The following is a 19,927-nucleotide window of genomic DNA, read 5'->3' as shown; positions in this document are numbered from 1 at the left end:
TAGATTTCCTCGGCCGCACACCAGATATCGAATGCCTCACCCCCGCCGTCTCCGCCGCCTCCGGCCGTCTCCAGCGCCTTCTGCTGCGACCGGTTCCTTGCGTTCGGGCAGCTCGACGGATGCGCGCAGGTTCGGGAAGGGATCGACTTTGTTGGGCAAAGCCATGGCATTGACAAAATGCTCCTGGAATTTCGGTTCCAGGGCGGTTTCGATTTTCTCGATGTTATGGACCGTTTCTTCGATCTCGCGCCGGTAGCCACGATTGAGCAGCGCCATGCGGGCGCCGGTGCCGGCGGCATTGCCGACGCCGGAAACACCGTCGAGAGCACAATCCGGGATGAGGCCTAAGATCATTGCGTATTTCGGCTCAATGTAGCTGCCAAAAGCGCCCGCGAAACGGATGCGGTCGATGTGGTCGCTGCCGAGCTTGTCCTGCAGCAGTTTGATACCGGCATAAAGCGCGCCTTTGGCGAGCTGAATTGCGCGGATATCCGTTTGCAGGATTGAAATCTCGATATCCCGGTCGGCAATCACGTAGGAAAACGTGCGACCCTCAGACCGGATACGATGAGTTTTTTCCGCCATCGCCCCGTCAATCACCCCGTCCTCGGTGATGAGCCCGGAAAGGTACATTTCCGCAACCGCCTCGATGATGCCGGACCCGCAAATGCCAGTGACACCAACACTGTCGATCTTTTCTTCAAAGCCTTCCTCGTCCGACCATTCGTCAACGCCGATCACCTTGAAACGTGGTTCCAGTGTGTCCTTGTCGATCCGGAGGCGCTCGATGGCACCGGGAGCAGCCCGCTGGCCGGAGGAAATCTCCGCGCCCTCAAAAGCCGGACCGGTGGGGGAGGAGGCGGCGAGCAGGCGGTCCTTGTTGCCCAATACAATTTCCGCGTTGGTGCCGACATCGACGAGCAGGGTGGTTTCGTCGTGTGTGTAAGGGCTTTCAGAGAGCGTGGCAGCCGCCGCGTCCGCGCCGACGTGACCGGCAATGCACGGCAGCATGTAGACCCTTGCGCCGGGATTGAGATCCAGATCGAGGTCACGGGCGGTGAGAACCATGGCGTCAGACGCGGCGAGCGCGAAGGGCGCACCACCGAGTTCCACCGGATCGATCCCCAAAAACAGATGATGCATCACCGGGTTGCCAACGAAGGTGGCGTCCAGCACATCGGCGCGCTCGGCCCCGACATCGCCGACCAGCTTGCCGACGAGCGCGTTGATCGCCGCGCGGACGGCCTTCACCAGATCCGGCAGTTTTGTGGGGTTCATCTGGACATAAGAGACCCGCGACATCAGGTCTTCGCCGAAGCGGATCTGCGGATTAGACGTGCCTGCGGACGACACGGTGCGGCCGTTTTGCAGATTACACAGATGCGCGGCGATGGTGGTCGATCCGATGTCGACGGCAAGGCCATAAACAGCCTGCTTTTCGCCCGGCCAAAGGGAAACAATAGCCGGAGCAGTGCTTTCATCCTGGTGGATGGCGGCGGTTACGGTCCACTTGCCCTTGCGCAGGATGGTTTGAACCTTTGGCAGCAGGACAGGATCGATGCCAAGAGCCGGCAGACCGGCTTTGGCGGCAACCGCCTCGCGCAGTCGGTCGCTGTCGCCGCGCGGGGTTTCCATATCCGGCTCATCAAGGGTGAGGGTGACCAGCTGGATCGCGCTGTCCGGTTCGATGTGTTTGGCTTCGGCGCGTTTGCGGACAACCTGGCGGTTGGTCTGGGCATCGGTTGGAATGTCGACCACCAAATCGCCCAGGATCTTGGCCTGACAGGACAGACGCCGGTCTTCCGGCAGTTTGCGCAGCGTCGAGTAACGGGTTTCCGCTTCGGTTGCACCTTCCAGATGGCTGGCGGCGCTGGTCAGGTTTTCCTTGGCGAAGGTTCCTTCGGAAACGGAGATCTGGCAGCGCCCGCAGATGCCCCGGCCTCCACAGACCGATTCCACATAAACACCGAGAGATCTTGCCGCATCCAGAAGCGGTGTGCCGACAGCAAACGTGCCGCGCCGGCCGCTGGGCTGGAAAACGACTTTGGCAAGTTTCTCAGTGCTGTCTGTCATTGGTGCGGGTCGATCCTGCTAGGCCGTTTGGGCTGGCTTTTAGAAACGTGTCATCCCGGTTTGGCAAAGCCAAGACCGGGATCCAGTACGCCGCAGCGTTTGAGATTGAACTCTAATGTCCCTGAATACTGGATCCCTGCGTTCGCAGGGATGACAATTCAAGTGGTGTGCGGGCTGGCTTTAGCCAGCACGCCGGGCAGCGCGGCCGCCGCGGCGGCGTCCGCCGGCACTGGCCGCTTCTGCCGGAGCTGCGGTTGGCGCGCCGGCTGCGGCCGGTTTGTGGTCGCGGTAGGTCATGATCCACTCCTGGCAGTTCGGATCGGTGCCGTTGAGGGTGTTCGCGCCGCGGACAGCTTCCATTTCCTGTGGGCGGCACGGGTTCATGATCGCGGACGTCATGCCGGCGCCGATCACCATCGGAATGAACGCAGCATTGATGCCGTGACGGTGTGGCAGGCCGAAGGAGATGTTGGAGAGGCCGCAGGTGGTGTTGACCTTCAGCTCTTCACGCAAGCGGCGCAGCAATGCAAACACCTGCTGACCGGCCGTGCCCATAGCACCGATCGGCATGACAAGTGGATCGACCACGATGTCGTGTGCCGGAATGCCGTAGTCAGCTGCGCGCTCAACGATTTTCTTGGCAACTTCAAAACGGACGTCCGGATCTTCGGAAATGCCGGTTTCGTCGTTGGAGATCGCCACCACAGGCACATCGTATTTCTTGATGAGCGGCAGGATCGCTTCCAGCTTGTCTTCTTCACCAGTGACCGAGTTAACCAGCGGACGGCCCTTGGTGACTTCCAGGCCCGCCTTGATGGCTTCGGTGACGGAGGAGTCGATGGAGATCGGCAGGTCTGTCAGCTCCTGAACGATCTCAAGCGTTTTCACCAAAAGAGGCGGCTCGGTTTCGTTCGGGTTCACAGCCGTGACGCCAGCATTGACGTCGAGCATGGTCGCGCCGGCGGCCGCCTGTGCGATGACGTCAGCCTTTACGGTTTCAAAATTGCCTTCAACCATTTCTGCGGCCAATTTCTTGCGGCCGGTCGGGTTGATGCGCTCACCGATGACACAGAACGGCTGGTCGAAACCGATGACGATTTCTTTGGTGGCGGAGGCGACAACAGTGCGGGTCATTTAGGCAATCTCGTTTGCAGTCAGAGGAGAAGAGGGGGTCTGAAAAGACCAGCTACCGCGGGCAAGCAGCCACTCGGAGGTCTTGGCGACGCCGCCAAACGGGTAAACATGGATCTGGGCCAGCTGACTGTCCGGCTGGCTGGTGATGCGGGCTTCCAGCGGTTCGACCATCGTGTTCGGGTCGTAGCCGGACAGCATGGAGACGACAGCTCCGCCGCGCTTCTTCAGGAAGTTGAGGGAGTTTTCGACGCCAGCAAAGGCCGCATATTTCAAAAGTGTCGTCATCTTCGCAGGGCCTGCGACACCGATGTGGACCGGGAAGGTGTTGCCCCAGGCGCGGATTTCATCCAGCCAAACGCTGACTTGATGCGGGTCGAATCCGAATTGGGTGACAATCCGGAATTCCGCATCGCTGTTTTTGGCCAATTCATGTTTATGCATCAAGAAGGACTTGATCACGTCCGGTTTGATATCGGGCGCCCCCTCAGGGTGTCCGGCAACGCCGATTTTCTTGATGCCAAGCTTGTCGAACAGACCGGTTTCCAAAAGAGCAACCGAGGAGGTGAGGGGACCGGCTTTGTCGGCTTCTCCCGCGATCACCAGAACGTCGTTGACACCAGCTTCCTGGGTGAGGCGAGTGATGCGGCGCTCAAAATCTTGAGCACTGGCATAGCGGCGCGCGGCCATATGCGGCACAGCCGCCAGCCCCTTGTCGGTCAGGATCTTCGCTGCGGAGACAATCATGTCTTCCGAAGCATTGCCAAGGTCGGTGACATAAACTTGTGTGCCGGAAGGGATACCTGCCAGAAGTTCGCTCTTTTCCACCACCTGCTTCGGTGACATTTCAGTCGACGCGGGCAGCCGCCCATTGGCCAACAGGCAGGTCTCAGTCATGTTCGGTGCCTCCATTCGCCATCAGCTCCATCAGGCGGTGTTTCGGATAGGCGGCAACAAGTGTTTCCAGTGCGCTGTCGGCCTCCTGTTCAAGCTCGTCGGAAACTTCCACAGGGTCTGCCCGGCGCCATTCGGCCATATAGGCATCGCTGTCTTTTGCTCCGACACGCATTGCACAGGCATCAATCGTTTCCATGAAAACAGATGGCAGTTCCCGGCGGGCCGATTTGCGGCCTTTTTTCACCAGGATTTGTGCCGGGATGTCCCGCCAGTAAACGATGGTCTTTTGCGCCATGTCACGTGTTCCTCTTTCAAGCATGATTGCCGGAAAGTCATAAATCCAAGCCGCGCGATAGCGGCATTGCGAGGTGAAAAACCGACTTGTGCAGTGCCGAATTTCAGAGCACGGTCACCGTCGGCGTTTTTTTCAAAAACGGCGTCAGTAAACCGAAGCCGGTTTTTTTGATTTCAAGCGGAAGACCAAGGCGTTCTGCAGCCTTCAATGCGTCTTCTTCCAGCTTGGGATCGTCCGTTTGCGCCAAGTACAAAACGCGGGTGTAGTGCTCGAAATACATGTCGCGCAGATGCGGATGCCAATCGAGGCCGAGCGGTTCGATCACCATTGTTTGAAAGTGGCGGACCAGGAAATCGGTCAGATAAAAGCTGCCGAGCTGATCTTCTTCAAATTCGTCGAAAGTTTCGATGCCTGCGAAGAAGGCATAACAATGTGCCCCTTCAATCCGGCGGGCGCCGGTTTCTTCCAGAACTTTGTCGAGAAGGCCGCCGGTGCCGCAGTCGCCATAAGCAACAAGAATGTCAGAGTAGCGACCCTGGTTAAGGGTAATGACCCGTCTGACTTCGTCCGGAATCTTGTCCGGAGTGTTGTGCAGCTTGGCCGGAAGGCAAGTCAGGTCAATATGGTCGAGCCCATTCAAGTCGCGGATAGCAATGATCTCACGGGCCAACGCGCCGCAGGCGATAACTAGGACACGGCCGAGCTTGTCGTTCGTGTCCTCGTCCGGTTCGATCGGGAAAAGAGGCTCGCCCGCCTGCATGTCGGCAGCCTCCTTGAACATCGCCCGTTAGCCTCTGTTGGCCAGCTGATTGTGCCGGCGTGCGATGAGGTCCTTGGCCATTTCCACGGCAACGGCGGCATCGCGGCAATAGCCGTCAGCGCCAACCGCTTGCCCGAATTCTTCGTTCAGCGGCGCGCCGCCTACAAGAACGATGTAGTCATCGCGCAGGCCTTTTTCTTTCATCTCGTCGATGACGACCTTCATATAAGGCATGGTGGTGGTCAGAAGCGCAGACATGCCGAGGATGTCCGGCTGGTGCTCTTCCAAAGCGGCAATGTAGTTCTCAACCGGATTGTTGATACCGATATCGATAACTTCAAAGCCGGCCCCTTCCATCATCATGGAAACAAGGTTCTTGCCGATGTCGTGGATGTCGCCCTTGACCGTGCCGATGACCATTTTGCCGACCTTCGGAGCACCGGTTTCAGCGAGAAGCGGGCGCAAGATGTTCATGCCGGACTTCATGGCGTTGGCTGAGAGCAGCACTTCCGGCACGAACAAGATGCCATCGCGGAAGTCGACGCCGACGATGCGCATGCCTTCGACAAGTGCTTTGGTCAGGATGTCATATGGCATCCAGCCGCGTTCCAGGAGAATATTCACTGCATCCTGGATTTCTTCCTGCAGGCCATCATACAGATCATCATGCATCTGCTCGACGAGTTCATCGTCAGACAGGGTCGACAGGTCGATGTCTTCTTCGTCAGACATTAGGCAGCTCCAAAAAGGCAATTGTGGCCGGTAAACGTTGAAAAACCTTATGCCTCAAGCCGATTTGCCCGGTATCTTTAAAACGACACGCCAAGTCGCTTTCGCGACAGGTGGCAAGGGCGGCGCATTTCTATGCGGTGATGAGGACTTGTGTCTGGAATACTAGCACAATACACTCATGTTTTCTAAGCGGTTGGAATTCAATCATGAATAAGAGGAAATGGCCCTTCTTCCTGGCAATTAGCGGAGTTTTTCTGGCGGCCTGCCAGACGCTCGGCGGTGCCCAATTCGTGATCTTGAAAACCGGATCAACTGTTGAACAGCGGCGCGCGGCGATCGATGCCTGCCAGGTGCGCTCGCTTCAGGAAGTGCCGCCGTCTTATAAAACCACGTCATTTGGCGGGTTTGGCGGATTCGGACCGCGATACTGTTATGGTTTTTCTTGCCGGTACTACGGTGATTTCTATTCAGCCAATGTTGTTAGTGTTGATCCAAACGAGCGCCTGAGAGCACGAAGGTTTGAGGGGTGCCTGCGCGGCAAAGGATATCAACTTGCCCGGCGTCCCACCTGTGCGGATGAGAAAAAAGCAAGGGCCTATGGGTCGAAACGGCGGCAAGCACCAGCTTCTCAGGTTTCTTGTGTTGTGAATGAGCCCAGGCTGGAAAGCCGGTGGATCCCACGGTGACCGGTTGGTGGCGCGTTAACCGGCTGCCTTGGCACGCACTGTTGCAAAACCGGGTGCTGGCCGCATGATTTTCTTAAATTCCGCAAGGAGCCTTTGGTCGAGTTTTCCGCCCATGGAATCCAAAATGCGGATGGCTTCGTTGTGGGAGAGCGGTGGTTTGTAGCTGCGCTTTTCGATTAGGGCGGAGTATATGTCGCAAATTGTCAGGATGCGCACTTCCAGACAAAGATCCTTTTCAACTTTCCCATCTGGATACCCAGATCCATCCAAATATTCGTGATGCTCCAAAGCTAGGATCTTGATGCGATCGTCAAGTTTCGGATTTTTTTGTAGAATCCGGTACCCGTGACGTGGATGGGTGCGGACCAATTCCATTTCTGAATCGGACAGTTTTGCCGGTTTGTCCAAGATTGCCAAAGGGATCTGAGTTTTGCCGATATCGTGAACAATCGCACCGGAGATCAGCAATTCACGAATATCGTCTGAAAGGTTCAGGCGGGTGCAGAACTCAGCTGCGACGGTTGCGACAAGCAATGTGTGCCGCGTCGTGTGGGAATGGTAACCCTGCAAACTTCCCAGGAAGTTGGTGAGACTGTATTTGGCGAGCGTGCCACTGACTGTATCTGTCGCGTTTTCCAGTTTGTCGAGAGGTAAAGGCGCGCCGAGCACGGTCGATAGGCAAATGTCTTCAAAAGAAGCAGCAGCCTCGTCGACCAGCTGCATGGCATCTTGCAGCGTGGTCTTCCTTTTTGTCCGCCGCAAAATTGTGTTCATCTCCGACAGGAGAATGTTCAAAGGATGGGTCCGGTCGACAAGGCGGGCGCCCTTGAGTGCCTCGGCCTGCTTTTTTTCCAGCTTGTTGCCGGAGGAAAAAAACACAACAACTGTCTGGCATTGTTCAAGAGCGTCACGGATGTGAACGACATTGGTTTCAACATCCAAGACGAGATCATAGACGACAATACTTGCTGCCTTCAGTTGGCACGCATTGACGTTTTTGGGCGGCAAAATCTGGGTATTGAAGGCACGCGATATCAGGGACGCTCTGTCAATAGAGCGCGGAATGGAATCAGAAATGAAAAGGATATCATGCATAACTGACGATCTATTTTATCGTTATAGGATGTTGTTTTACTGGGTTTTTCGTTTCGTATTAGTAAATCATGTAAAAAATAAGTAGTTCATACCATCGTTATTTTTAACGATGTTGGGGTGGTCGAGATTTTATTCAGTAGTGGTATGAAGAGTTATTGAGTAATTCTTATTGAGCCAAAAAAAGCGGGCCACGTGGGCCCGCCTTTGTAGTCAGTTGTTCTGGGTTGTTCTTAGAACAGGCCTTCGATCTGACCTTGCTCATCAAGTTTGATGTGGTTGGCTGAAGGAACACGCGGCAGGCCAGGCATGGTCATGATCTCGCCGCAGATGGCAACGATGAACCCGGCGCCTGCCGACAAACGTACTTCGCGGATCGGCACGCCGTGACCGGTCGGGGCGCCGCGCAGGTTCGGGTCGGTCGTGAAGGAGTACTGGGTCTTGGCCATGCAGACCGGCAGGTGGCCAAAGCCGTCGGCTTCCCAGCGGCGCAGCTGATCGCGGATGGACTTGTCCGCCAGAACCTCGTCCGCGCGGTAGATGCGCTTGGCGATGGTTTCGATTTTTTCAAACAGCGGCATGTCGTCTTCATAAAGCGGAGCGAATTGTGCCGCGCCACTTTCGGCCAAACCAGCAACCTTCTCCGCCAGCTCGACTGTGCCTTCAGAGCCGTTCGCCCAGTGTGAGGCCAGAACCGCGTCCACACCAAGGTCGGAGCAGAAGTCTTTGATTTCCTGGACTTCCGCGTCGGTGTCGGCGGTGAAGTGGTTGATGGCAACCACCGCAGGGACACCGAACTGCTTGATGTTCTCGATGTGCCGGCCAAGGTTGGCGCAGCCCTTTTGAACTGCCTCGACGTTTTCCGCACCCAGGTCTTCTTTGGCAACACCACCGTTCATTTTCAATGCACGGACCGTGGCAACGATGACCACAGCGTCCGGTGAAAGGCCCGCCTTGCGGCATTTGATGTCGAAGAATTTTTCCGCGCCAAGGTCCGCGCCGAAACCAGCTTCAGTGACCACATAGTCGGCAAGTTTGAGGGCTGTCTGGGTTGCCATCACGGAGTTACAGCCGTGGGCGATGTTTGCGAACGGGCCGCCGTGGATGAAGGCAGGGTTGTTTTCCAGGGTTTGAACCAGGTTCGGCTGGATCGCTTCCTTTAGGAGAACTGTCATCGCACCGTCGGCTTCCAGCTCCCGTGCTGTGATCGCAGTGCGGTCGCGGCGATAGGCAACGATGATGTCGCCAAGGCGTTTTTGCAGATCTTCCAGGTCTGTTGCCAGGCAGAGGATCGCCATGATTTCGGATGCAACGGTGATGTCGAAGCCGCCTTCACGCGGGAAGCCGTTGGCCACACCGCCAAGCGAGCAAACGATCTCGCGCAGCGCCCGATCGTTCATGTCGAGCACACGGCGCCAGGTCACACGGCGCTGGTCAATACCCAGTGCATTGCCCCAGTAGATGTGATTTTCAATGAGCGCAGCTAAGAGGTTATGTGCGGACGTGATGGCGTGGAAGTCGCCGGTGAAATGCAGGTTGATGTCTTCCATCGGAACGACCTGGGCATGGCCGCCGCCAGCCGCGCCGCCTTTCATGCCGAAGCACGGGCCGAGAGACGGTTCGCGCAGGCAGATCATTGCGTTCTTGCCGATCTTGTTGAGGCCGTCACCCAGACCAACAGTGGTGGTTGTCTTGCCTTCGCCGGCTGGGGTTGGGTTGATGGCGGTAACCAGGATCAGCTTGCCATTGTCGTGGCCGTTCAGATTGTTAATGAAGTCGGCAGAAATCTTCGCCTTCGTCCGCCCATATGGCTGCAGGGACTCTTCGGGAATATTCAGGCGGTTACCAATCTCCTGGATCGGCTTCATTTTGGCTGCACGGGCAATTTCGATATCGCTGGCCATTTGACTTCCTCAAGTGGGTAAAAGCCCGGCGCAATAGGCCGGGTGTGATGGTGCCCGAACGCTAAAAGACAGCGCGGTGCAGCAGATGTTCCGAAACCGACAGGATGGGCTTTGGAACCGACGATCGTTTCGGATTGTTCGGTTTTCTGCGGTTAGCCGCTAGGCACGAAACACCGGCTCACCTACCCGTTTGACGATTTGCCAGGTTGGTTGCAAGTGAATCTGTTTACCCTCAATAATGGCAATGTTAAAGTGGGAGAAGTTTAATGGCAAAAATTGTTAAAGTACTTTGCGTTCACGGTCTTGGCGATCATCGCGGAAGCGATTGGGAAGGAACCTGGAAAGCTGCGATTGATGAAGCCGTGGAAAAAGCCGGCGGCGGGAGCATTGAGCTCGACTATGTGAACTATGATGATTTTTTCTTCGAGAACGTAGAGATATCCCCATTCGAAGTTGCGGAAGCTGCATTCTCATTGGGGGTGGGTTTTCTCGCAGAGCCCTTCCACAGAAAACGGCGCGGGCTATTTTCGGATTTGTTCAGCAAATTTGAATACAAGATCCGCAAAACTGCCGGATATGTGGTGGCTTGGTGCGCCGATGACGGGTTTCAAAATGAAACCCGCAAAATGATTTTTGAGAAAATTAGAACCTTCAAACCTGATGTTATTCTTGCACACAGTCTTGGTTCGCTAATCTCATATGACGCATTTACTCATGATGAGGCGGACGCTGCCGATCTGAAAGCTGTATTGTCAAAAGCAAGTTATGTGACCTTGGGCTCCCAGGTAAACAACAACTTTGTTCGGGGACATCTGGCAAACGGCTATCTGACTATGCCTAAAGTTGCCCGTTGGCATCATCTTTACAACAAGCATGACCCTGTGTTCACCGCCGAAATTAGATACGGTGAGCGAATTGGTCCACGCTTCCTGCAAAGCGAAACGACCTTCAAGGACATCAAGTTCAAAGGGGAGGAAATTTCCGAACATTCTGCTCCCGGCTATATCACTCATGATGCGGCGGTCGCGGATCTTTGGCTCCCGGTTCTTGCAGGTGCGGCGGCAGCTCGCGGTGCAGCCCGTGCGATGTTTGCCACCCCCAAGAAAGGCAAGAAAGTCAGAAAAAGAGCGAAGCAGCAAAAGGCTCTACTGGTTGGGATCAATGACTATCAGGCACCTGTCACGCCCCTTGAAGGCTGTGTCAACGATGTTTTCCTGATGAGTTCGGTTCTGCAAGAATGTGATATTCCTTATGAAAACATCAGAACCGTACTGGATCGCAGAGCAACCGCTGAGGCGATACTAAGCCGGCTGGAATGGCTGCTGGCGGATGCCGCTTCCGGGGATGAACTCATTTTTTATTTCAGCGGACATGGTGCCAGATACCCGGAATATAATGCCCAAGATATGCCGGACCGTTTTATAGAAGCGCTTGTGACGGCGGATTTTGATTGGTCCCGCGGACGCTGCATCAAGGATCGGGACATCGTCGATCTTTACAGCCAGCTTCCCTATGACTGCCGGTTGCTGATGATTTTCGACTGTTGTCATTCAGGAGGGCTTCACCGCAACGGAACTGCAAAAGTCCGTGGTCTGACACCGCCGGACGATATCCGTCATCGCATGCTGTATTGGGATCGGAAAAAGAGCATGTGGGCCGACCGCAAGTTCGACAGGCTCAATGCCAATTACACAAAAGCAAAGCAGGAGGGCATAGACATATTCGGACCTGAGGGAGCCAGTGAATTGATCGGCCGGGCCTCAATGCTCCGCATGATGGATGAAAAGAAGTACAAGGCCCTAAAAAAGAAGAATCCTGAGAAAGCACAGGGGGCATACCTCCCATTGATCATTGAGGCCTGCCAGGCGCATGAGTTTGCATATGAATACCGTCATGGCGCCACAAGCTATGGGGCGTTCACTTACAGCCTTGCCAACAACTTGCGCAGGGAAAAGGGAATTTCGTTTGATAAACTGGTGAAAACAACCAGTGCCCAATTGAAGGATCTTGGATATGAGCAAGAGCCAAATATCGTTGGTCCAGATGACATAAAAAAAGCAAATGTGCCCTGGAACATAACGTAAATATCCTGGAAATGCGGCGGTTTCAGAGATCGGTTTGTGAAACTGCCGCATAGGGGAATTGCATTATCTGTCGAAGCAGATTTTAATTCCGTAATGACAGATTCAGATATTTTGGCCCGTCTGCCTGACCGGTTGAAGAAGGCGCGCCGGGCGCAGGGCTTGTCGCTTGAGGCGGTTGAGAAACTCTCCGGCGTTTCCCGATCCATGGTCAGCCAGATTGAGCGCGGCGAATCCAATCCGACGGTGGCGACCCTTCTCAATTTGACCCGGGCGCTCAACGTGGATTTTGCCGGCCTGCTCGGAGAAGAAGTGGCCGAAGACCGGGTGGAAATCCAAAAGGAGCATCAAACCCCGGCGCTCGACCGGGCCGGTGATGGCTGCAAGATCCGGATCCTGTCACCGCCGCAGGACACAGGCCGGTTTGAGGTCTATGAGTTGATCTTTTCAGAAGGTGGCAAGCTCGTCAGCAAGCCCCATGAGCGCGGTACCCGGGAACAACTGGTCGCCGAAGAAGGCACGCTGCATGTCACCTCTGGTGTCGCCAAAGGGGAGATCAGCAAAGGCGATACAGCCCGTTACGCCGCAGATGTCCCGCATACGATTGAAGCGGTTAACGGACCGGCCAGAGCCATACTGATGGTGGTAAAATTCTAAGCTCAAAGAATAGTCTCTGGCCGATGTGCGGCCAGGGATTGCGAATTGCTCGGTATGTTTATGCGTTGCCAGGAACAAAAAACGAAGAACCAGAATCGGGTGGTTTGCGTTTGGCGTCTTGAATGATGACCTGGCAGGTGTTTTCGGCAAATATATTCAAGCCGATGGTCAGCCCATCGCCCCAGACACTCGCTTGAGCGCCAGGACTTGCCGAAAACGAACTGCCGTCATTAACCGGACAAGTGCCTGTGCTGGAGTAGCCGCAGCTGGCAATATGCGTTGCATCTGAGATGCTATAAGATCCGCCATAACGGAATTGCATCTTCTATTTTGAATGATAATCCGTTATTATGGATGAAAATCCAAATTACCGGAGGGTGCCGTGGCCCAGGAATTTCTGTCTGACATCACCGCTACATTGAAGGACATTGAGGCGGAGGGTCTTTATAAACGCGAACGGCTGATTACCTCGCCGCAAGGCGGCCACATTGCGGTCGGTGGGCGGGACGTCATCAACCTTTGTGCCAACAATTATCTGGGCTTAGCGGATCATCCGGCGTTGATTGAAGCTGCCAAGAAAGCGATGGAGCCGAAGGGCTTTGGTATGGCTTCCGTCCGGTTTATCTGCGGAACTCAGGACATTCACCGGCACCTGGAACACCGCCTGGCCAGATTTCTCGGCAAGGAGGATGCGATCCTGTTTGCGGCCTGTTTTGACGCCAATGGCGGGTTGTTTGAGCCGCTTTTGGGGCCTGAAGATGCGATCATATCGGACGCGCTTAATCACGCATCGATCATTGATGGTATCCGCCTGTGCAAGGCCAAGCGCTACCGCTACCAAAATTCCGATATGACGGATCTTGAAACAAAACTGCGTGAAGCCCGCGAGGCCGGTGCCCGCCACATCATGATCGCCACTGACGGTGTGTTTTCCATGGATGGGTATCTGGCCAAATTGCCGGAGATTACAGCCCTGGCCAAACAGTATGACGCCGTGGTGATGGTGGATGACTGCCACGCCACCGGTTTCATGGGGCCAAAAGGTGAGGGCACGCCAGCGCATTTTGGTGTTGATGTCGACATCTTGACCGGAACGCTTGGTAAAGCGCTCGGGGGCGGAATTGGCGGCTATATTGCGGGTCCGCAGCCGGTGATCGACCTTCTCCGCCAGCGGGCGCGGCCCTATCTCTTTTCCAACAGCCTGCCGCCTGCGATTGTCATGAGCGGATTGGAGGCGATCCGTCTGGTGGAAGAGGGCGATGATTTGAGAAAAAACCTCTTTGACAACGCTCGCTATTGGCGCGCCGGTTTGGAAGATCTTGGCTTTACAGTATTGCCGGGTGAGCACCCGATCATTCCCGTGATGCAGGGCGAAGCCAAATTGGCGCAGGCAATGGCGGCCAAGCTGTTTGACGAGGGAGTTTATGTCTCCGGCTTTTTCTTCCCGGTTGTGCCACGCGGCCAGGCGCGCATCCGCACCCAGATGAACGCAGCTCTGACCCATGATGACCTCAATCGCGCGTTGGAAGCTTTTGAGAAGGCGGGCAAGGCAACGGGAGTGCTGTCATGAGCAATCAGATGAAAGCACTGGAAAAATCTGAGCCGCGCGAGGGCCTCTGGATGACTCGTGCCCCGGTGCCGGAAATCGGCCCGGACGATGTCTTGATCAAGATCCACAAAACCGGGATCTGCGGCACGGATATTCACATTTGGAACTGGGACGATTGGGCCTCCAGAACCGTGCCGGTTCCCATGATCACCGGCCACGAATTTGCCGGTGAGATTGTTGAGATCGGCAAGAACGTCGACGATCTGGAAATCGGCCAGCGCTGTTCAGGGGAGGGCCATCTGATCGGTCATCATTCCCGCCAATCGCGGGCCGGGAAATTCCACCTCGACCCGGAAACTCGTGGCATCGGCGTCAATGAACAGGGCGCTTTTGCCGAATACTTGCGCTTGCCGGCCTTCAATGTGGTGCCACTGCCTGATGAAATTGATGATGAAATTGGCGCGATCCTCGACCCGCTCGGCAATGCGGTGCATACGGCGCTGAGTTTTGATCTCATCGGTGAAGATGTCCTGATCACCGGCGCTGGTCCGATCGGCATCATGGCAGCGGCGGTAGCCCGCCATGTTGGTGCGCGCAATGTGGTGATCACCGACGTTAATCAGGCCCGGCTCGATCTGGCAACACGGGTCACCGATGTTCTGCCAGTCAATGTCGCCAAGGAAGATCTGAAGGGCGTTGAGAAAAAGCTCGGCATGAAGGAGGGATTTGATGTCGGCCTGGAAATGTCCGGCAATCAGGTCGCGCTCGATCAGATGGTCGAAAACCTCGTTATGGGCGGGCGCATTGCGCTGCTCGGCATTCCGCCGGGCAAGTCACCGGTTGATTGGTCGCGTATTGTTTTCAAGGCGATCACAATAAAAGGCGTCTATGGCCGCGAGATTTTCGAGACCTGGTACAAGATGATCGCCATGCTGCAAAACGGTCTGGATGTGCGCAACGTCATCACACACCGATTTGGCGTGGACGACTTTGAACAAGGTTTTGCCGCGATGAAGTCGGGCACTGCCGGGAAGGTTGTCTTGAGTTGGGACTGAGTTGCCTGGCGATGTGCGTAAGTTTAGGAATTTATTTTAAAAATATCGAATATTTGAATGTTGATAGAAAGTCACAGGAATACCTGGCTAACAAAACCAGACAGACAAGCTTTGTTTATTTCGCAGTGCTGAGTTGCGTGCCAGGTTAGAGGGTTCCTTTACTTTAAATAAAACAATTTCTTAGTAATGTTTTGTGCGAAGCGTGAGTTTTGGGCGCTTGGAGTGTTTGTTGGAGGCGCTTCGATGACCTCGAAGTCCGGTAAAACCAAACTGACATGGCCGAAGCTGAGCGGTCCGCATATCTGCGCGTCCGTTGGTCAGCAGTCCCTGAACCTTGCACAAAAAGCTTTGCTCGGGGCCGCCAAAATGCGCGGCGGCAAGTTGGATGCGGCAGAAATCACGGCCGTTTTTGAGTTTCTAGCAGTGTCACAGGATATGTTCGATATCTTCCGGACAAACTACGAAGCCTGCGGCAAGATCCATCGCAAACAATCCTTCGTCGGCGCCAACACGGGCTTCTTTGCCATGTCGGTGCTTCGTTTTTTATGTTTCGATGTCCTGAGAAAGACCTTCGAGTCCCAGATCAACCGCACCGACGCTGCCTGGGAAATCGAGTTCCTGCAGGCGTTCAGCAACTACATTTGCCGGACGGCCGACGAAGATTTTGAAGACAGCCTTTCGGCTGCATACCGGCGTTTGGCAAAAGAAAACGGCAGTGAGATCACCGTCATGACCATTGCTCATGACCCGGCGATCCAGGAAATCGTGCGCAAGGCGGTCGCAAAATTTCCGTCCGAACATCTGGACTTCGTCAATTTCTCAAACACGATCAATAAGGCCTTGTCGGACAAATACGAGACCTATGGTCCGTCGCCAATCAAGGTGTCTGAACCGGTGGTCGAACGGTTTTTCAAGGCTCTTGGTGAACCCAGCCGCTCCAACTATTTCCGCGGCCAGGTCTTGAGCTGAATTTTCGAGTTTTGTTAAACGCCGACAGAAGCTACCCGTTTGTCATTCTGCATCAAGCTGGCCGGAGATGCGCAGCTGGAGGTTGAGTGTCTCCGAGACCTGTTCAATCCGTTTGGCGAAATCAGAACAAAAAGCTGCGGATTGCCGAAGGTATGGGCCTTGGCAATCCGCATTATTGCCAGCCGTCCCGGTGGGCGTTGGGAAGAGACCGGCAACCCCTCAGATTTCGTCGGTTTAAGAAAATCCGGCGCGCTGCGGCAGGCCGAGTTTTTTCAGCGTCATGACCACCGGGCAAAAACCGGTAAAAGCGGCCTGCATCAAATGCGCGCCGAGAATGCCGGTCAGCCACAGCCAGGCGAGGTTCGAATAAACGGCAAGCAAGACGCTGGCGAGCACGAGCGCACCAACGACAAATAAAATACCCCGTTCAACAGTCATCTTAGTCTCCGGAAATAAAATTCATTAATGCGAAACTATGCATTTAAATACTGACTTCCGCTAGTGGGTTGCCTGCGGCAAAGCGTCTTGTGTAATTTGGTGCCGCCGCGGCCGGATGACCGGAAAGCGTTTCGCCGAGAACAGGGCCTTGTGACAGGCTGCGGTCAGCACCACACTTCTGATTTAGTGGACGCGCCATCTGGCTGATAGCGTGTGTGCAAATCGGGCAGGCGGACAGGCCATGTGCATAGGGGAGGGGCGTGATGCGCAAAACAATTGAAGAACTTTCGTTGGACATCCCGGTGTTTCAGGCACCGATGGCCGGAACGTCGACACCAGCGCTCGCGGCGGCTGTTGCCAACGCGGGTGGTTTGGGCGCGCTGGGGCTCGGCGCCGCCAGCGTGGAGACGGCAGCAAAGATGATTGCCGAAACAAGCGCGATGACTGGCGGGCCTATTAATCTGAATTTCTTTTGCCACAAGCCTATGGAATTGCGCGAGGAAGTCGCGCGCGATTGGATCGCGCGATCACAATCGCGGTTTGAGCGTTTTGAGGCTGCACCGCCAAACGAGCTTCACGAGATTTATCAGAGTTTTGTTGTAAATCAGGCGATGTTTGAACTGCTTTTGGAAAGTGCGCCGGCGGTGGCGAGTTTTCATTTCGGATTACCGGCTGCAGACAAATTGGCCGCGCTGCGAGACCGAGGGATCATGCTGATTGCCAGCGCTCTATCTTTAGAAGACGCCCGTCGGGTGGAAGCGGCCGGGATTGATGCAGTGGTTGCCCAAGGCTGGTCCGCCGGTGGGCACCGGGGTTTGATCGACGAAAACGGACCGGACGAACGGTTGGACACCGAAGCGTTGACCCGGCTGCTTGCCAAAAACCTTTCCATTCCGGTGATTGCGGCGGGTGGCTTGATGGACGGTGCGGATGTGCGCGCGTCGCTCAGCTGGGGCGCAGAAGCCGCCCAGCTTGGTACGGCCTTCATCGGTTGCCCGGAAACCGCCGCTGATGACGGGTTCCGGGCGCGCCTCGCGGAAGGTGGCAAGACGGTGATGACCCGGGCGATTTCCGGCCGGCCCGCCCGCTGCCTCGATAATGAATTTACCAGATGGACTGCCGATGTGTCCGATGCCGAGGTTCCTGCCTATCCCTACACCTATGATCTGGGCAAAGCGCTGAATGCAGCAGCGAAAGCCAAAGGTGAACCGGGATATGGGGCTCAGTGGGCCGGATCAGAGGCCGCCCGGGCGAGGTTCCTGCCCGCAGCGGAACTTATGCAGGCCTTAATGGAGGAATTTGAGGCTGCGGAAGCAGACGTGGCTTAAGAAGTCCTCAGCCAGTCGCGTTCAAACGTGACAGAACTACAGCCTGAGAACCGGGCCATGCGGCCAATTTCGCTTTCCAGCTTGGCGATCCGGCCCTTGCCCATGCGCGTTCCTTTTTCCGGCCAGAAGGCTTTGACATGCAGCCGGTCTTCGGACCGGTGCGCTTTCATATCGATCCGGCCAATCAGTTTGTCGCTCTCCAGGACCGGGAAGACATAGTATCCATATTGCCGTTTAGGTTCGGGGACGAACACCTCGATCCGGTAATGAAATCCGAACAGCCGCTCCGCCCGTTTGCGGTCGCGCAGGGCCGGATCGAACGGAGACAGGATTCGCACCCGCGAGGGCGGTTCGGGCAGATTGTCCAGAGTGTCGAGCGTTTCCGGTGCTGCAAAACATTTGCGAACCGCGCCGTCGGCACACTCAATAAGGACCTCCAGGATCTCGCCGGTGGCCAGTTTTCGCTCGCACCAGGTTTTGGCTTCGGCGGGTGTGATGAGGTCCCAAAAGGCGGCAAGCTCGCCGGAGGTGGCAAAGCCAAGCCGGTCGAGCGCGGCCCGGTTGGCCCACTCGATCGTTTCTGAGGTCTCAAAACGCGTGTTTCTGTGTTCGTCCAGAACAACCCGTTCGGTCAGGTCGTATATTTTTTGAAAGCCCTGACGATGGCAGACGGAGAGTGCTCCAGTGCGCCACAAAAACTCAAGAGCGGTTTTGGATGGATGCCAGTTCCACCAGCCGCCATTGCTGCGCTTCTCACCTTCGCCAACTGTTGATGATGACACAGGGCCATGATCGGAAACCTGCTGCAAAACCTCGTTGAATTTCGCTTCAAACCCATTTTGACGCCAGTTGCGCCAGCGGCCGATCAGTTTTTCCCTGTCCCGATCGAAACGCAGCCGCCAATGCGGGAAAAAATCAGCCGGGATCACCGATGCATCGTGGGTCCAATGTTCAAAAAGTTGGCGGTTTTTCTCCAAAAGCCGTTTGAGATGGCTTTCCTTGTAACCGGGAAGACGAGACGCAAGGATCATATGGTGTGCACGCGCCACCGTATTGATGCTGTCGACTTGAACGAAGCCAAGGGACTTTATCGTAGAATTCACGTCCTCAACCGAGGTTGTGCCGCGTAGCGGTGTGGCAAGTCCATGCCGGTCAAGAAAGAGATGGCGGGCGGCGGCGTTGCTGATTTGGGGAGGCGAAGAGGCTGGCATTTAGAAAAACTAGCACTCCGTAGCGGAGGATTGAAACCCGATTTAATCACACGGGTAGAAGTAAGTTTCAGCCGGACTTGTCCTTTATTATGAGTTGACCGGCAAAGCGCTGCGAAGGCACTATTCACCCTATAAGTGCGGGTGAGGAGCGCGCAGTCAAAATGTTTTCTTTTAGTCCGTCACGCGGTTGCAGGGCGTTTTTGCCTTTTTTGGTTATCTTTTTTTTCGCGTTCACTATGAGCAGCTATGCGGCACCAGCGTGCCAAGTACTGCGCGTCAATGGTGCCAATGAGTGGCAGCCGATTTCCTGGCGCTCCGAGGATCAGACGGAATTGAAAGGGATCTTTCCCGAGATCACCAGTTCCGTTCTTCAAGATCTTTCTGTCGAGACGGAATATGGCCCCGATTTGCCATGGAACCGGTTGTTTGCGCTTTTGGAAAATGGCGCAATTGATGTGTTGGCAGGCGCCTTTGCGACAGATGAAAGAACCGAGAAATTCAAACTCAGTCTGCCTGTGGTCCAAGATCACGTTGGTGTTTTTGTCCGCGCAAACCTGGTGGCCAAACCCGAACGTCTTGAAGATCTTGTCGGCTTGTCGGGGCGCGCACCTTTTGGGACTGACCTCGGTCCTGCGGGAAATGAGTTTGCCGCTGAAAACCTGTTCATTGACAATGAACCCCGTGACAACCTCGCAGAAGATCTAAAAATGCTGGCGGATGAACGGATTGACTATATTTTTATGTCGCGGAGTTTCGGAAGAAAAGCTGTGAAAGCTGCCCAACTCGATGGCGTGATTGTGGATTTACCATGGTCGGCGGCCAGCAAGCCAGTTCATTTCATGTTTTCAAAAAAATCGCCATGCCTCGACTTACTTGTCCAGTTCGATACTGCCATTGAGAAGGGGCAGTGGAGTGAACCATTGGCTCGATTGCTGAAGGAGTATGAAAACGGCGGGGATCCTGTCATTGAAAAGCGGCCGCAGCCAAAAGTGTCTCAATAAAGCTGCATCCAGAATAACGCCCATTTCGTTTTACGGCTGTCCGACAAGCCTCCCAAAACACAGGATTA

Annotated in this window: 19 protein-coding genes; 8 read left to right on the top strand and 11 right to left on the bottom strand. The window is 55.3% G+C overall.

What is annotated here, in order from left to right; genetic code table 11:
• Positions 1-36 precede the first annotated feature (36 nt).
• From FJ695_RS20950 to FJ695_RS20925, 6 genes are all read right to left on the bottom strand, one after another.
• The gene (locus FJ695_RS20950) at positions 37-2,073 is read right to left on the bottom strand and encodes an ASKHA domain-containing protein (RefSeq protein WP_141187250.1); all 2,037 of its coding nucleotides are present in this window, start codon (positions 2,071-2,073) and stop codon (positions 37-39) included.
• A 180-nt stretch (positions 2,074-2,253) separates the two neighbouring features.
• Positions 2,254-3,207, bottom strand: coding sequence for a methyltetrahydrofolate cobalamin methyltransferase (locus tag FJ695_RS20945; RefSeq protein WP_141187249.1), 954 nt, complete (start codon positions 3,205-3,207; stop codon positions 2,254-2,256).
• Positions 3,208-4,101, bottom strand: coding sequence for a methylenetetrahydrofolate reductase (locus tag FJ695_RS20940; RefSeq protein ID WP_141187248.1), 894 nt, complete (start codon positions 4,099-4,101; stop codon positions 3,208-3,210).
• Positions 4,094-4,396: a virulence factor gene (locus FJ695_RS20935; protein ID WP_141187247.1), complete on the bottom strand. Its 303-nt coding sequence runs from the start codon at positions 4,394-4,396 to the stop codon at positions 4,094-4,096. Before FJ695_RS20935 ends, FJ695_RS20940 begins: the two co-directional genes overlap by 8 nt.
• A 103-nt stretch (positions 4,397-4,499) precedes the next feature.
• A complete protein-coding gene (locus tag FJ695_RS20930; protein ID WP_141187246.1) occupies positions 4,500-5,177 on the bottom strand; it encodes a DUF1638 domain-containing protein in 678 nt (225 codons plus the stop codon).
• 6 nt (positions 5,178-5,183) lie between these two features.
• Positions 5,184-5,888 carry a B12-binding domain-containing protein gene (locus FJ695_RS20925; protein WP_141187245.1) on the bottom strand — a complete coding sequence of 235 codons (705 nt, stop codon included), beginning with the start codon at positions 5,886-5,888 and terminating at the stop codon, positions 5,184-5,186.
• Positions 5,889-6,094: 206 nt separating this feature from the next.
• Here FJ695_RS20925 and FJ695_RS20920 point away from each other — a divergent pair, with 206 nt between their 5' ends.
• Positions 6,095-6,574, top strand: a complete 480-nt coding sequence (locus tag FJ695_RS20920; protein ID WP_141187244.1) for a hypothetical protein — start codon at positions 6,095-6,097, stop codon at positions 6,572-6,574.
• A 15-nt stretch (positions 6,575-6,589) separates the two neighbouring features.
• On the opposite strand, the gene FJ695_RS20915 is transcribed toward FJ695_RS20920, so the two are convergent.
• Both FJ695_RS20915 and FJ695_RS20910 read right to left on the bottom strand, forming a co-directional pair.
• Complete coding sequence (locus tag FJ695_RS20915; protein ID WP_141187243.1) at positions 6,590-7,669, bottom strand: HD-GYP domain-containing protein; 1,080 nt, start codon at positions 7,667-7,669, stop codon at positions 6,590-6,592.
• Positions 7,670-7,899: 230 nt separating this feature from the next.
• The gene (locus FJ695_RS20910; RefSeq protein ID WP_141187242.1) at positions 7,900-9,570 is read right to left on the bottom strand and encodes a formate--tetrahydrofolate ligase; all 1,671 of its coding nucleotides are present in this window, start codon (positions 9,568-9,570) and stop codon (positions 7,900-7,902) included.
• Positions 9,571-9,932: 362 nt separating this feature from the next.
• Between FJ695_RS20910 and FJ695_RS20905 the strand changes: the two genes are divergently transcribed.
• Both FJ695_RS20905 and FJ695_RS20900 read left to right on the top strand, forming a co-directional pair.
• The gene (locus tag FJ695_RS20905) at positions 9,933-11,654 is read left to right on the top strand and encodes a caspase family protein (RefSeq protein ID WP_247653694.1); all 1,722 of its coding nucleotides are present in this window, start codon (positions 9,933-9,935) and stop codon (positions 11,652-11,654) included.
• 93 nt (positions 11,655-11,747) lie between these two features.
• On the top strand, positions 11,748-12,308 hold the full coding sequence (locus tag FJ695_RS20900) for a helix-turn-helix domain-containing protein (protein ID WP_141187240.1): 561 nt from the start codon (positions 11,748-11,750) through the stop codon (positions 12,306-12,308).
• Positions 12,309-12,366: 58 nt separating this feature from the next.
• Here FJ695_RS20900 and FJ695_RS20895 read toward each other — a convergent pair whose 3' ends face one another.
• Positions 12,367-12,630: a hypothetical protein gene (locus tag FJ695_RS20895; protein WP_209010754.1), complete on the bottom strand. Its 264-nt coding sequence runs from the start codon at positions 12,628-12,630 to the stop codon at positions 12,367-12,369.
• A 60-nt stretch (positions 12,631-12,690) separates the two neighbouring features.
• Between FJ695_RS20895 and FJ695_RS20890 the strand changes: the two genes are divergently transcribed.
• From FJ695_RS20890 to FJ695_RS20880, 3 genes are all read left to right on the top strand, one after another.
• Complete coding sequence (locus tag FJ695_RS20890; RefSeq protein WP_141187239.1) at positions 12,691-13,878, top strand: glycine C-acetyltransferase; 1,188 nt, start codon at positions 12,691-12,693, stop codon at positions 13,876-13,878.
• Positions 13,875-14,912, top strand: a complete 1,038-nt coding sequence (gene tdh / locus FJ695_RS20885) for an L-threonine 3-dehydrogenase (protein WP_141187238.1) — start codon at positions 13,875-13,877, stop codon at positions 14,910-14,912. Before FJ695_RS20890 ends, tdh begins: the two co-directional genes overlap by 4 nt.
• 243 nt (positions 14,913-15,155) lie before the next feature.
• Complete coding sequence (locus tag FJ695_RS20880; RefSeq protein WP_141187237.1) at positions 15,156-15,881, top strand: hypothetical protein; 726 nt, start codon at positions 15,156-15,158, stop codon at positions 15,879-15,881.
• A 234-nt stretch (positions 15,882-16,115) separates the two neighbouring features.
• Here the strand turns inward: FJ695_RS20880 and FJ695_RS20875 are convergent, their stop codons facing one another.
• Complete coding sequence (locus tag FJ695_RS20875) at positions 16,116-16,319, bottom strand: DUF2892 domain-containing protein (protein ID WP_141187236.1); 204 nt, start codon at positions 16,317-16,319, stop codon at positions 16,116-16,118.
• 263 nt (positions 16,320-16,582) lie between these two features.
• Between FJ695_RS20875 and FJ695_RS20870 the strand changes: the two genes are divergently transcribed.
• On the top strand, positions 16,583-17,647 hold the full coding sequence (locus FJ695_RS20870) for a nitronate monooxygenase family protein (protein ID WP_141187235.1): 1,065 nt from the start codon (positions 16,583-16,585) through the stop codon (positions 17,645-17,647).
• On the opposite strand, the gene FJ695_RS20865 is transcribed toward FJ695_RS20870, so the two are convergent.
• Positions 17,644-18,858: a winged helix-turn-helix domain-containing protein gene (locus FJ695_RS20865; RefSeq protein WP_141187234.1), complete on the bottom strand. Its 1,215-nt coding sequence runs from the start codon at positions 18,856-18,858 to the stop codon at positions 17,644-17,646. The genes FJ695_RS20870 and FJ695_RS20865 overlap by 4 nt on opposite strands.
• A 236-nt stretch (positions 18,859-19,094) precedes the next feature.
• Here FJ695_RS20865 and FJ695_RS20860 point away from each other — a divergent pair, with 236 nt between their 5' ends.
• Complete coding sequence (locus tag FJ695_RS20860) at positions 19,095-19,859, top strand: ABC transporter substrate-binding protein (RefSeq protein ID WP_168206444.1); 765 nt, start codon at positions 19,095-19,097, stop codon at positions 19,857-19,859.
• Positions 19,860-19,927: the final 68 nt, after the last annotated feature.

Source organism: Labrenzia sp. PHM005 (assembly GCF_006517275.1).
In the GTDB taxonomy this organism is placed as follows: Bacteria; Pseudomonadota; Alphaproteobacteria; order Rhizobiales; family Stappiaceae; genus Roseibium.
The sequence above is the reverse complement of the archived record's forward strand: the minus strand, read 5'-3'. Positions and strand labels throughout refer to the sequence as shown.